This window comes from Desulfovibrio intestinalis (assembly GCF_014202345.1).
Classification (GTDB): domain Bacteria; phylum Desulfobacterota; class Desulfovibrionia; order Desulfovibrionales; family Desulfovibrionaceae; genus Desulfovibrio; species Desulfovibrio intestinalis.
Map to the genome: position 1 here is coordinate 138,123 of NZ_JACHGO010000003.1, position 11,955 is coordinate 150,077.

General features: G+C 56.2%; 13 protein-coding genes and 1 tRNA gene. 7 read left to right on the top strand and 7 right to left on the bottom strand.

The annotated features are described in order from the left end of the window. The first annotated feature begins 348 nt into the window (after positions 1 to 348). Together HNQ38_RS05790 and HNQ38_RS05795 are read left to right on the top strand one after the other, a co-directional pair. A complete protein-coding gene (locus HNQ38_RS05790; RefSeq protein WP_183718481.1) occupies positions 349 to 582 on the top strand; it encodes a hypothetical protein in 234 nt (77 codons plus the stop codon). Between the two features lie 374 nt (positions 583 to 956). Next, entirely contained in the window at positions 957 to 1,496 is a 540-nt protein-coding gene (locus HNQ38_RS05795; RefSeq protein ID WP_183718482.1) for a flavin reductase family protein, read from the top strand. Positions 1,497 to 1,885: 389 nt separating this feature from the next. On the opposite strand, the gene HNQ38_RS05800 is transcribed toward HNQ38_RS05795, so the two are convergent. Both HNQ38_RS05800 and HNQ38_RS05805 read right to left on the bottom strand, forming a co-directional pair. Then, positions 1,886 to 1,971 (bottom strand) — tRNA-Leu (locus HNQ38_RS05800). Between the two features lie 37 nt (positions 1,972 to 2,008). After that, complete coding sequence (locus tag HNQ38_RS05805) at positions 2,009 to 2,458, bottom strand: hypothetical protein (protein WP_183718483.1); 450 nt, start codon at positions 2,456 to 2,458, stop codon at positions 2,009 to 2,011. Between the two features lie 327 nt (positions 2,459 to 2,785). On the opposite strand from HNQ38_RS05805, the gene HNQ38_RS05810 reads away from it, so the two are divergent. Then, positions 2,786 to 3,256 carry a phosphatidylglycerophosphatase A family protein gene (locus HNQ38_RS05810; protein ID WP_183718484.1) on the top strand — a complete coding sequence of 157 codons (471 nt, stop codon included), beginning with the start codon at positions 2,786 to 2,788 and terminating at the stop codon, positions 3,254 to 3,256. A gap of 98 nt (positions 3,257 to 3,354) precedes the next feature. On the opposite strand, the gene infA is transcribed toward HNQ38_RS05810, so the two are convergent. The 5 genes from infA to HNQ38_RS05835 form a co-directional block, all read right to left on the bottom strand. After that, positions 3,355 to 3,573 carry a translation initiation factor IF-1 gene (infA, locus tag HNQ38_RS05815; RefSeq protein ID WP_006008898.1) on the bottom strand — a complete coding sequence of 73 codons (219 nt, stop codon included), beginning with the start codon at positions 3,571 to 3,573 and terminating at the stop codon, positions 3,355 to 3,357. 223 nt (positions 3,574 to 3,796) lie between these two features. Then, the gene (gene lgt, locus HNQ38_RS05820) at positions 3,797 to 4,693 is read right to left on the bottom strand and encodes a prolipoprotein diacylglyceryl transferase (RefSeq protein WP_183718485.1); all 897 of its coding nucleotides are present in this window, start codon (positions 4,691 to 4,693) and stop codon (positions 3,797 to 3,799) included. Further along, the gene (moaC, locus tag HNQ38_RS05825) at positions 4,690 to 5,178 is read right to left on the bottom strand and encodes a cyclic pyranopterin monophosphate synthase MoaC (protein ID WP_183718486.1); all 489 of its coding nucleotides are present in this window, start codon (positions 5,176 to 5,178) and stop codon (positions 4,690 to 4,692) included. The genes lgt and moaC overlap by 4 nt, the downstream gene beginning before the upstream one ends. Positions 5,179 to 5,280: 102 nt before the next feature. Next, a complete protein-coding gene (locus tag HNQ38_RS14155; protein ID WP_246388014.1) occupies positions 5,281 to 6,633 on the bottom strand; it encodes a metal-dependent hydrolase in 1,353 nt (450 codons plus the stop codon). Positions 6,634 to 6,639: 6 nt separating this feature from the next. Further along, on the bottom strand, positions 6,640 to 6,990 hold the full coding sequence (locus HNQ38_RS05835) for a chemotaxis protein (protein WP_246388015.1): 351 nt from the start codon (positions 6,988 to 6,990) through the stop codon (positions 6,640 to 6,642). 157 nt (positions 6,991 to 7,147) lie between these two features. Between HNQ38_RS05835 and HNQ38_RS05840 the strand changes: the two genes are divergently transcribed. From HNQ38_RS05840 to HNQ38_RS05855, 4 genes are all read left to right on the top strand, one after another. Next, entirely contained in the window at positions 7,148 to 7,795 is a 648-nt protein-coding gene (locus HNQ38_RS05840; protein WP_183718487.1) for a phosphatidylserine decarboxylase family protein, read from the top strand. Positions 7,796 to 7,842: 47 nt separating this feature from the next. Then, on the top strand, positions 7,843 to 8,604 hold the full coding sequence (pssA, locus tag HNQ38_RS05845) for a CDP-diacylglycerol--serine O-phosphatidyltransferase (protein WP_183718488.1): 762 nt from the start codon (positions 7,843 to 7,845) through the stop codon (positions 8,602 to 8,604). Between the two features lie 112 nt (positions 8,605 to 8,716). Beyond that, the gene (locus HNQ38_RS05850) at positions 8,717 to 10,270 is read left to right on the top strand and encodes a 2-isopropylmalate synthase (RefSeq protein ID WP_183718489.1); all 1,554 of its coding nucleotides are present in this window, start codon (positions 8,717 to 8,719) and stop codon (positions 10,268 to 10,270) included. Positions 10,271 to 10,648: 378 nt separating this feature from the next. After that, a complete protein-coding gene (locus tag HNQ38_RS05855) occupies positions 10,649 to 11,911 on the top strand; it encodes a 3-isopropylmalate dehydratase large subunit (protein WP_183718490.1) in 1,263 nt (420 codons plus the stop codon). The last annotated feature ends 44 nt before the right edge of the window (positions 11,912 to 11,955 follow it).

Sequence of the window (11,955 nt, forward strand, 5' to 3'; positions counted from 1 at the left end):
GCATCAAGCCGTTTGTTCAGCGCATTGCGCTGGCTCTCGTTTAACTATGTTTCACTGTGAAGCTTTCATAAATTGGTTTTCATAGAACTTTGTTGAGCCGTATTTGCGTAGCGGCAACAGCACGGCCAAAGCCGCAAGAAACCACAACAGCCACTCTGGCACACCTTCTCCCGTAAGTGGTCGCCCTGTTTTTTTCGGATCTCTGCCAATGGATATGGAAGGGGTGTCGCATCAAAAAATATCAATTTACTAAGTTTGGCAGGGTGTTATACTATCAAGACTTTTATTTTTAGTAAAATTTTTTAATAAGCTTGTGCAGGTTCTTTATTTGTGGCATATTGGGAGACGATGAAATTTAATATTGAGATTACGAGAAAACAGAGGAAAGAGATTGAACGTGTTTTGTCTAACTGGACAAATTATCTTAATAGTGTGCCGCCAACCTCAGAAGAGGTTAAAGTTCATAGATGGTTTGGAGCAAGTACGTCAATTGTGAAAAAAGATGAATTTAACAAGAAACTAAAGATGGTTATTGACGAAACAAGGATGAGACTAAAGACAGCACGTATTCGTGATAACTGATATAGAGCGCCGTGTATTCCCTATGGAAAAATCTCCCATTCCAGTCAGGCCATGCCTAAGATGTGGCATGCTTCCAACGCGCATAGCAGCCTCAAGACCCATTGGCCGCACTCGCGATCTTTATCGTATCACCTGCCAGTGCGGTAACGGGCCTCTACGGTGGTCAGTGAGCGAATCCTCGGCCATACGCTTATGGAATTCTCTTGAAGCTTAAACGCTTCAAGAGAAGACAATAAAGCATCAAAAACCGCCCTTTGGGCGGTTTTTTTTGTGGCCATTGATTTATTGCTTGCGGCAGAGTTCGTTGTTATCTATCGGGGAATAGGAGATCCGGGTGACATCAATCATCATAAACAAAAAGGATGATATTACGTATGGAACGGAAGAAAATAATTTTTTCAGAGTATGCCAAAGAAATTCTTGAGGCTCTTCCCAAGGGTATCCTTCTCACAACCAAGGCAGGGGACAAAGTAAACAGCATGACAATTGGCTGGGGTACTTTGGGCATTGAATGGTCAACGCCAATATTTGTTGCCTTTGTTCGTGAGCACCGATTCACGCGGGAGCAGCTTGATAAAAATCCCGAATTCACCATTAATGTGCCATTCGGGCCGTATAGCAAGAAGATAATCGGCATCTGCGGCGCCAAAAGTGGCAGGGATATGGACAAAATAAAAGAAGCGGGACTTACGCTTGTTGAGCCAGAGGCCATCTCGGTGCCTGCCCTCAAGGAACTCCCGCTTACTCTGGAATGCAAGGTCGTTTACCAGCAGAAGCAGGACCTTTCGGTCCTTGCCGAAAAGTTTTTACCTGGATGCTATCCGCAGGATGTGGACGGCTCCTTTGTCGGTGCCAACAAGGATGCGCATATCGCATACTACGGCGAAATTGTCAGCGCTTACATCCTTCAGTAACTGATCTGCTCCGTGTCGGGCGCATCCGGCACGGAGCATGGGTGGATACGGTTCGTATTGTCTTGAACCGCTTGACTGCTGAAGTTCTATTTGCCGCAAGTTTGCCTGCGTGTTACCCCGCCGCAGTTTTCAAAAATGGACACTCGGAAAATTTGCGCTGGTGATGCTAGAGAGCCATGGCGTAAGCACTACTGAGCAGCCAGCGGAAGCCGTGCAGGGTTGCGTAGCCTCTGCGGCGTATCCGCACTCTCCATTAGAGTGGTCCACGATTTGTAATTGCGACCATGCTTGCTCCTTGCGCTTGGACCAAGTGGACCAAAAGTGGACCAAAAAAGAAAATCCCCGGATTCGCCATTTTTGACGAATCCGGGAATTTGTTTGATATTACTTGGTACCCGGAGCGGGACTTGAACCCGCACAGCCTCGCGGCCCAGGGATTTTAAGTCCCTTGTGTCTACCATTCCACCATCCGGGCAGAGGTGATTTTTGCATGCATGCTGCCTGAAGGGCAGCTAATTTTCTTCGCAGGGCGGGGCGTTGTCTGTCTGAGGTTCCGTCATATCTGTGGCGGTTCCGCCAGTTTTCCAAATTTTAAGCCCCTGTGGCGGCTCAAAGGGAACAGGCCGTTCCTCTTCTTGCCATTGCCCCGTGCGCAGCCAGTATATATGCAGGGAATTGAAGTCCTTGTCCAGACACAACAGGCGTCCCCGCACACCGTTTGGCAGCAGTATTACTGTTTCTGCGGCAATTTTGCGGTATACATAAAGCTTGTGAGCTTCAAAAACGCACTGGAACATGAGCGCATCACCCTGCGGCGTAAAGTCCAGGTGGGTGGCCCCTGCCCGCAGCAGCAGGCTTGTCATGTCGGCAGTAAGAGCTTCCTCCACTTCCAGCAGAGCCTCATAGGTGAGGTCATCGTCGTAGCTGAAGTGGCCAAAAAGTTCGCTGCGGTTTTTGTCCATGCCATGCCTATACGGCAAAGCGGTTTCTTAGGCAATGCACAGGGGTTACACCCATACACAGTGAGGCGCTGGGCAGGTCCTTTACGCAGTTTTCCACACGGTTCCTTTCTGGTCTTGCAGAAAAAAAATGGATAGACTGCCCACGCGTGCCGTTTTGGTATGCGAAAATGTTTGCCGCTGCGCTTGTTACCGCCCGGTTGTCGTCATTGACGCGCGGATCGTGTGGTTCGCGTAATCTGTATCGCCCGCTGATGATGTTCTGCCGCGGGTCAAAATGTGCAGCTGGCAGACATCTGAATTTTCGCCGAACTTCCGACTGGAGGATGTATGCGCCTGATCGACCAAATAACCTTGTCTTTCTGCCGACTTGGCGTGGCCGGGCTGGACCCCAAGGCTCCCGGAACCTGGGGCACGGCCATAGCCTGCCTGTTGGCTCCGTATGTTTTTTTGCCGCTGAATTTCTGGCTGCGGCTTGCCTTGCTGATAGTGCTGTTCTTTCTTGGCGCAGTGGCGGCAAGCAGGGCAGAAGTGCTGCTTGAGCGCAAAGACCCCGGGGAAGTGGTCATTGACGAACTGGTTGGCGTGTGGCTGGTGCTGCTGCCCTTTCCCAATCCCAGTTTCTTTATGGTGCTGGCGGCCTTTGTGCTCTTTCGCATTTTCGACATCGCCAAGCCCTGGCCGGTCAAGGCCTCTGAAAACTGGCTGCCCGCAGGCTACGGCGTCATGATAGACGACGTGGTCGCCGGGTTGTGGGCCTTGCTGTGCCTGAGCCTGCTTGCCTGGATGGGGCTTTCGTAAAGCGAAGGCAGCCAACTGGCTGCGAAAGAGAAGAGGGGGCGCGGCCACGGGCGGTTCAGCCACGTCAGGTGGCGGTAGAAAAGCCGCCGCGCCCGCTACTACTTCATGCGGTAGGTAATGCGTCCACGGGTAAGGTCGTAGGGCGAAAGTTCAACCTTAACGCGGTCGCCGGGAAGGATGCGGATGTAGAATTTGCGCATTTTACCGGAAATATGGGCCAACACTTCGTGGCCGTTTTCCAGTTCCACGCGGAACATGGCGTTAGGCAGGGCTTCCTGCACTACGCCGTCAACTTCAATGGAACCTTCTTTAGCCATGTGATCTCCGTAAAAAAATATTTGGATAAACGGCGGTCAGCTTCACAAAAAAGCGGGCAAGTGTCAACCTGCGCGGTTGCTCACAAACCCGCATGGGCCTATTCCGCCCGGCAGCCCATGCAGCCGTTTTTATTCACGGCCACATGGGCGTCCATCAATCATTCTTGCCTTCGCAATCCCTTTCAGGATTATTGAATCTGTGTTGCAGCCGCAGCAGGGCTGTTTATTTTTTATGCTTGTTCTTTTTGTTTTTGCGCTGTCTGCCATTTTCAGAATCTGATCCAGAGTCCCCGGACTGCGGCCCGGAACCTCGACGATCCAGCATCACATGCATGCCGGGCTGCGCTATGGGAGCGGAGCGGCAGAGCAGCCACAGGCCCACGGCAATGAGCGGCAGGCAAAGCACCTGGCCCATTGTCAGCCAGCCAAAGGCCAGATAGCCCAGCTGGGCGTCGGGCACGCGCACAAACTCCACAGCAAAGCGAAACACGCCGTACCCCAGGGCAAACAGGCCCGACACTGCGCCGCGCTTGCGAGGCTTCAGCGAGTATATCCATACCACGGTGAAAAGAACGATGCCTTCAAGCAGGGCTTCGTACAACTGGCTGGGGTGCCGAGGGTAGGGGCCAGCGCCGGGAAAAATGACGCCCCACGGGCTGTCTGTAACTTTGCCCCAGAGTTCGCCGTTGATATAGTTGCCCAAGCGGCCAAAGAACAGGCCCGGCGGAATAAGGGGAGCCACGAGGTCCGAAATATCCAGAAACGAGCGGTGCCGGGAGTGCGCAAAATACCAAAAAGCCCCAAGCACGCCGAGCAGCCCGCCGTGAAAGGACATGCCCCCGTTCCAGATGCGCAGTATCTCCATCGGGTCGGACAGATAAACGGGCAGGTCGTAGAACAGCACATAGCCCAGGCGGCCGCCCAGAATAATGCCGATCATGACGCAGGTCAGCAGGTCGTCCACATCAGACGCGCGCCAGCCGGAATTGGGGCGGGATGCGCGCCAGCGCCCCAGCCACCAGCCCAGGCCGAAGCCCGCGAGATACATGAGGCCGTACCAGCGCAACTGAAGGTTGCCGATACTCAAGGCAACGGGGTCGATATGAGGCAGTGTCATCAATCCATTTCCTGTGCGTTGAAATCGCCGCTTTTGCCGCCGCGTTTGTGCAGCAGACGCACCCGGCTGATAATTATGTCACGCTGCACGGCTTTGCACATGTCGTAAATGACGGCGGCGGCGGTTTGAGCGGCCACAATAGCCTCCATTTCCACGCCAGTGCTGCCGACGGTGCGGGTTTCTGCCTCAATGCGGATGCGTGGCGGCATTTTGCTTACTTCAAAGCGAATGTCGGCATAGCTGAGATTGAGGGGATGGCACAGGGGAATAAGATCGCCCACCCGCTTCGCGGCCATAATGCCGCCAATCTTGGCGCAGGTCAGCACATCGCCCTTGGGCAGCGCCACCTTGAGCAGCAGTTCAAGGGTGGCGGGGCTCAGTTCCACAACGGCCTCGGCAATGGCGACGCGCTCGGTGGCGGCTTTGTGGCCCACGTCCACCATCGTCACATTGCCCTGTCCGTCCAGATGCGAAAAGTTATTGTCCATAACAAACCTCGGCATTTCAGGCGTTATACCGGCATGGGCCGTACGGCAGCGTGGCGCGCCGGGGCGTCGTGGTGCGGCAATGCCGCTCCGCCGGGTAAAATTTTAGCGCAGGCCTATCAGCCAGTCCCAAAAAGAGGGCGGCGTGGGAACCATCGGGCTTTGCCAGTGCGAGTCCTTGCCGCTGTCCGAAAAGCGCAGGCGTTCGCGCACAAGGCGTGCTTCGCCCGGGTTTTGCCCTTCATCCACAAGGGCCGCGGCCTCGCCGGGGGTGCTGAGTTCCAGCTCTGCCATATATTTGAAAGGAACGTCGGCATTGGGGCGGCTGGCTATGATGGCGCGCACAAATGCCAGGTCGCTGCCAAAGCGCAGGTCGTTAAACAAGGCGTAGGCAAAGCGCGTATCTTTGGCAGGGGTATCGCTGGCTGCGGCGCTTGGCGCGCGTGCGTCGTCGGGCGTGTTTGCAGCATCTGCAGGGCTTGTGTTGTCTGGCGAACTCGCCGCGTTTGCAGTTACTGTGCCTGCTGTGGCTGCAGTGGTCGTTGCGCCCGTTGCGGCTGTCGCGTCTCCAGTCCCCGGCAGGGCAGGGGCCGCCGCCCCTGCAAGAGCTTCCGCAGGCTTAAAGTCGTCGGACAGAGGACTTATGACTGGCAGCAGGGTAAAACCAAAAAATGCTTCCGCCGCAACGGACTGCCGTGCCAGCTCTGCCAGAAGTTCTGGCGGTGCGGCTCTGTGGGCTGTTGCGGCGTTGCGGGGCTGTCCCAGGGCGTTGAGTCCCTGACTGTAGACCATTCTGCCTTCGGGGCCGTCCGTTTCATACAATGTGCGCCAGAACAGGGGGCCGAAAGCGTCGGGCAGCAGCACAACCTGCCGCACGGTCTGTTGCGTATTTTGGCCTTCAGCGGCGAGGCGACTTTCGGTCTGGGCCGTATGCCAGGCATTGAGGCCTATGCACAGCGCCGGGTAAACAAATATCCAGGCCAGGGCCAAACGCATGAGGCCGCGTTTGGCCCGCCAGCGCAACACGGCCCAGAGCAGGGGCAGGGTCAGCAGCAGGTCAATAATATATACGGCATTAAGCCGCACCCTGTCATAAGAAAAGGGCAGATAGATCATTGTGCCGTAGGTGGTGACGACATCCAGCCAGATGTGCAGCAGCACCATGCAGACCATGAACAGCCAGACCTTGGGGAAACTCCAGTGGCCGGGCGTGCCGGATTTCCACATGGGGCGCGCCAGCAGCGTCAGAAGCAGCCCCAGCAGCGGAGCCGCCGCCAGAGAATGCGTGATGCCCCGGTGCAGGAGCAGAAATTCCAGAGGCGTATGGCAAAGGGTGACGTCAATATCGGGTGAAGCTGCGGCTATGGCAGCCAGTGGAACGGCCCATCGGGTGGCGGGGCGGTTTGGCATGGCCAGCATGGCTACAGCGCCGCTGGCGGCATGGGTAATGGGGTCCATAGGTAGCTACTGCTTGAAGGGGCTGCGTTGTTTGGGCACGGCTCTGTATGCCGGGTCTTCAGGGCTGACGTCCTTATCCAGGCCGTGGGCCCGGTTGAACTGCTGCATACGCCACTGTTGCGTGTTAGCCATAACATCCGGGCGGTTTTGCAGATAGAGCAATTGTTGCGTTCTGCTGGCTCCCATGATGGGGTAGCGCATCTGGTCTTCGGCGCTCACGCCCAGAGGGCGTGATTCATTATCAGAAGAGGTGCCTGCGCCGATGTCCTTGGGGCCGCATGCAGAGAGCAGTCCTGCCAGGGCAAGGCTGCACAGCAGGACATAACGGAACGGACGGTGGGCGAACGGAGTCTTCATGACTGTAGTATAGTCTCGTGCGCGGCTTACGGCAAGAGGCGGTTTTTCAAAGGCGGGCAGGCGCACTTGTGCTTGCCATGCGGTCGGTGTCAGGCTATGCTGCTGCATTGATTAAGTAACGGTGCGGCGAGCCCGCGCACTACATACAGGAGATGCCATGCGTCCCGCCCACTGCGGTATTACCCCTGAAGGATGGCCCTGCATAGGCCTTACCGGATTTTCGGCCCTTGTGTTCGCAGCCTTGGGCTGGTGGCCTTTGGCCCTGGTATTTCTGGCCCTGTGCTGGTTCAGCATGCATTTTTTCCGTGATCCCGAGCGCGTGACGCCGCAGGGCGAGGGGCTTGCTATCAGCCCTGCCGACGGCAAAGTTATTCGCATTGAAGAAAAGCTCGATCCTTTCAGTGGCGAAAAACGCCTGTGCATCAGCATTTTTATGAATGTGTTCAGCGTGCACGTGAATCGTTCGCCCGTGGCGGGCACGGTGGAAGATATTCGTTATTTCCCCGGCAAGTTTGTCAACGCGGCCTTTGACAAGGCTGCCACGGACAACGAACGTTGCGCCTACAGCCTGCGTGATGCTGGCGGAAAACAGTGGTCTATGGTGCAGATTGCGGGTCTTGTGGCCCGGCGCATTGTCTGCCGCACTGCCATCGGCGATACGCTTGAACGCGGTGAACGCTATGGCATGATTCGTTTCGGATCACGAGTTGACCTTTACCTTCCTGAAGGATATGTTGCTGCAGCGCAGTTGGGACAGCAGGTTTTTGCAGGGCAGTGTGTTGTTGCCCGCGCAGGACAGGAATAGGTTTTTTTGTCTCGCTGCATAAGGCCAAACGGCCATAATGGTGAAGCATGACCACAGAAGTTAAAAAGCCACGCAAGGGAGTATACCTCCTGCCAAACATGATCACGACGTTGAGCATGTTTCTTGGCTTTTTGTCTATGGTATGGGCCGGGCAAGGGCGCTTTGAAGCGGCCTGCATGGCTATTCTGCTTTCTGCCGTTATGGACGGTCTTGATGGAAAGGTGGCCCGTCTTACCAACACCGCCAGTGAATTTGGCGTTCAGTACGACTCGCTTGCCGACCTTGTGGCCTTCGGCCTTGCCCCTGCCATGTTGCTGTGGCAGTGGGAGCTGCATGACCTCAACCGCATGGGCATTGCAGCGGCTTTTATTTATGCCGCCTGCGGAGCTTTGCGGTTGGCACGGTTCAATGTCAGCACTGCCGCAACGGGCAAGCGCTTTTTTATCGGTCTGCCCATTCCGGCTGGCGGCTGCACCGTTGTGACCTTTGTATTTTTTGCCGCTTTGTTCCCTGACGTGTTTCAGCCTGCAAAGCCGTACATGGCCCTTTTGCTGGCCGTGGGCGTGGGCATTTTGATGGTGAGCCGGGTGCGTTATTTCTCCTTCAAGGAGTATGACTTCCTGCGTGCTCATCCCATCCGCACCATGCTGGCTTTTCTGCTCATCCTTGCCACCGTCATTTCCTTCCCGCGCGTCATGGGCTTCATGCTTTGCGCCGTTTACATTGCCGGTGGCCTTGTCTACACCTTTGTCATCCTTCCCCGCCGCGACCGTCAGCTACTACGCGCCCTATCGCCTCAGAGCGATTAAGGTTGCGTAACGGTTCGCCGCCCATTGGGCGGAATGACGCTCTCTGGACCGCCGCCCTGCCGGTGGCCGTTATGCAAGAATATACCACTTGTCATACCCAGAGGAGATAGTCATGAATAACCGCGTTTATTTTTTCGATACCACCTTGCGTGATGGCGAACAATCGCCCGGCGCGACCATGAATTTACAGGAAAAATTGCGTCTGGCCCATCAGCTTGAAGTGCTGGGCGTGGACATTATGGAAGCGGGCTTTCCCGCCTCCAGCCCCGGCGATTTTGAGTCTGTGCAGCGTATTGCGGCGCAGGCTGGCGACATCCAGGTTGCGGGCCTTGCCCGTTGCGTGGCTGGCGATATTGACCGCTGCTGGGATGCCATCAAGGTTGCCAAAAATCCCCGCATCCACATTTTTCTCTCCACCTCCCCCCTGCATATGCAGCACAAGCTGCGCAAAGACCCCGCCGACGTTCTGAAAATGGCCGTTGAGGGAGTCAAGCGTTGCGTGCAGCACACCAGCAATGTTGAGTTTTCGTGCGAAGATTTTTCGCGCTCCGAACCGGAATTTCTCTGCCGGGTTGTGGAAGCTGTCATCAATGCCGGGGCTACCACCGTCAATTTGCCGGACACCGTGGGCTATGCGCAGCCTGCCGAATACGCGGCCCTTATTGATCATGTGATCCGCAACACGCCCAATAGCGACAAGGCCATCTTCAGCGTGCACTGCCACAACGACCTTGGGCTTGCCGTTGCCAACACGCTGGCGGCCTTCAAGGTGGGCGTGCGCCAGGCCGAAGTGACCCTCAATGGCATAGGCGAACGTGCGGGCAATGCTTCCCTTGAAGAAGTTGTCATGAATCTGCGCGTGCGCCACGACTACTTTGGTTTGGATCACAACATTATCACCGAGCAGCTTTACCCTTCGTGCCGCCTGCTTTCGATGACCATTGGCCAGCCCATTCCCAACAACAAGGCCATTGTGGGCGCCAACGCCTTTGCGCATGAGTCGGGTATCCATCAGGACGGCATGCTCAAGAACCGCGAAACCTACGAAATCATGACACCGCAGTCTGTGGGCCGTACTGAAAGCAACCTGGTGATCGGCAAGCACTCTGGTCGTAATGCCGTGCGCAACAAGTTTGAGAGCATGGGCTACACGCTGGAAGACGAGCAGCTCAACCTTGTGTTTGAAGCTGTGAAGCAGCTGGCTGACCGCAAGAAAACCCTGCACGACGACGACCTCATGGCGCTTGTGCAGGAAGAAGTATACCGCACGCCCGACCGCTTCCGCTTGCGCCATGTAAGCGTGCAAAGCTCTGACGCTGGCGGCGTACCGCCAACGGCTGCCGTCATTATGGATGTTGACGGTATGGAAAGCAGCAGCGCAGGTTTTGGCGTTGGTCCGGTGGACGCCCTTTTCAACGTCATTGCCGATATGGTGGGGCGTGAACCAGAGCTTGAGCAGTATGCCATCAACGCAGTTACGGGCGGTACCGATGCTTTGGGTGAAGTGACCGTGCGCCTGCGTGAGGGCGAGTTCAGCGCAGTGGGACGCGGCACGCATCCTGATATCTTTGTGGCCAGCGCCAGAGCTTACGTCAACGCGCTGAACCATCTTTTCAAGAAGGAAAAGGAAGGGCCGCGGCTGCACTGCCAGCACGACCTGAACTGATCGGGGCAGAATACCTTTGAGGATGCGTATTCTCAAAGGTTGAGGAACGCTCGTTACGGCGCTTCGCTACACACCAAGGAGTGCTAACGTCTTCAGGGCTGGCGTCTGCTCATGCAGCCGTCAGAGTGTTTCAGCATGAAGATGCTTTGGGATTGAATGCTTCTGGCAGGAGGCCGTGTTTTTGGCCTCCTGCCGGGCAGAAATGTTTTAACGTCGGCACATCCGCCCCAAAGGCGGTTGGGACAGACAGAGTCTGCCTGGCTGAATGTTGCTTCGCAAAAAACACCGGTGGTCTGGAAAGCTGACACGACAGCTTTTCTGCGCCGCTTTCAAAAACACTTATCTGTGGAATCGCTTCAGGATAGAAAGGAGTTCAACATGGCTCAAACGCTTGCGCAGAAAATTTTGCAAGCTCATACGGACGAAGCCGTGGAGCAGGACGGACAGATTGTTCAGTGCCGCGTGTCTATGGTGCTTGCCAATGATATTACCGGCCCTCTCGCTATCAAGTCCTTCTACGGCATGGGCGCGAAAAAGGTTTTTGACCGCAACAAGATCGCTCTTGTTATGGACCACTTTACGCCGCAAAAGGACATTGATTCCGCCAATCAGGTGCTGATAAGCCGTAAATTTGCCCAGGAACAGGGCATCGTACACTACTACGGAGGCGGCGATTGCGGCGTGGAACACACCCTGCTGCCCGAACAGGGGCTGGTTGGCCCCGGCGATCTCGTTATTGGGGCAGACAGCCACACCTGCACCTACGGCGGCATCGGCGCTTTTGCCACAGGCATGGGCTCCACCGACATCGCAGCGGGCATGGCCCTTGGCGAAACCTGGCTCAAGGTTCCGCCCACCATCCGCGTGAACATCAGGGGCAATATGCCCAAGTGGCTGCGCGGCAAGGATCTTATGCTCATGCTCATCGGCGCCATTGGCGTTGACGGTGCGCTGTACAAGGCTTTGGAATTTGGCGGGCCCGTGGTGGACGATCTTTCTGTTGAAGGCCGTTTGAGCATGGCCAATATGGCCATTGAAGCCGGAGGAAAGGTGGGCCTTTTCGCTGTGGACGCCAAAACCCGCGCCTACTGTGCCGAACACAAGCGTCCGGGCGTGCTTGAAAATATGGCTGCCGACCCCGGTGCGCACTATGACCGCGTGGTGGAGATCGACGTTACGGGCAAAGAGCCCGTGGTGGCCTGTCCGCATATTCCTTCCAATGTGAAGCCTGTTTCCGAGGTGCGCAATACGGCGGTACAGCAAGTGGTCATCGGTTCCTGCACCAACGGCCGCATCAGCGACATGCGCGACGCAGCCGAAATTTTGCGTGGCCGCAAGGTGGACAAGAATGTGCGCTGCATCGTTTTGCCCTCTACGCCCACGGTGTGGAAGCAGTGCCTCAAAGAAGGCCTTATTGAAACATTTATGGAAGCGGGCTGCATTGTTGGCCCCTGCACATGCGGCCCCTGCCTGGGCGGCCATATGGGCATTTTGGGCGACGGCGAACGCGCGGTGGCCACTACCAACCGCAACTTCAGGGGCCGTATGGGCAGCCTGAATTCTGAAGTCTATCTTGCCAGCCCCCTGGTTGCCGCTGCCACAGCCGTAACCGGATTTGTGGCTGGCCCCGACCAGCTGTAGGCCGCCGCGCTTTACGCCGCCCGCTTTGTGGCATGGAACCGTCG

What these genes read in the sequence shown, in the direction of transcription:
- HNQ38_RS05810 (WP_183718484.1), top strand. Translation starts at nt 2,786, where the DNA reads ATGCGCCTGATCGACCAAATAACCTTGTCTTTCTGCCGACTTGGCGTG.
- infA (WP_006008898.1), bottom strand. Translation starts at nt 3,573, where the DNA reads ATGGCTAAAGAAGGTTCCATTGAAGTTGACGGCGTAGTGCAGGAAGCC.
- moaC (WP_183718486.1), bottom strand. Translation starts at nt 5,178, where the DNA reads ATGGACAATAACTTTTCGCATCTGGACGGACAGGGCAATGTGACGATG.
- HNQ38_RS14155 (WP_246388014.1), bottom strand. Translation starts at nt 6,633, where the DNA reads ATGGACCCCATTACCCATGCCGCCAGCGGCGCTGTAGCCATGCTGGCC.
- HNQ38_RS05850 (WP_183718489.1), top strand. Translation starts at nt 8,717, where the DNA reads ATGAATAACCGCGTTTATTTTTTCGATACCACCTTGCGTGATGGCGAA.
- HNQ38_RS05795 (WP_183718482.1), top strand. Translation starts at nt 957, where the DNA reads ATGGAACGGAAGAAAATAATTTTTTCAGAGTATGCCAAAGAAATTCTT.
- HNQ38_RS05855 (WP_183718490.1), top strand. Translation starts at nt 10,649, where the DNA reads ATGGCTCAAACGCTTGCGCAGAAAATTTTGCAAGCTCATACGGACGAA.
- HNQ38_RS05805 (WP_183718483.1), bottom strand. Translation starts at nt 2,458, where the DNA reads ATGGACAAAAACCGCAGCGAACTTTTTGGCCACTTCAGCTACGACGAT.
- HNQ38_RS05790 (WP_183718481.1), top strand. Translation starts at nt 349, where the DNA reads ATGAAATTTAATATTGAGATTACGAGAAAACAGAGGAAAGAGATTGAA.
- pssA (WP_183718488.1), top strand. Translation starts at nt 7,843, where the DNA reads ATGACCACAGAAGTTAAAAAGCCACGCAAGGGAGTATACCTCCTGCCA.
- HNQ38_RS05835 (WP_246388015.1), bottom strand. Translation starts at nt 6,990, where the DNA reads ATGAAGACTCCGTTCGCCCACCGTCCGTTCCGTTATGTCCTGCTGTGC.
- HNQ38_RS05840 (WP_183718487.1), top strand. Translation starts at nt 7,148, where the DNA reads ATGCGTCCCGCCCACTGCGGTATTACCCCTGAAGGATGGCCCTGCATA.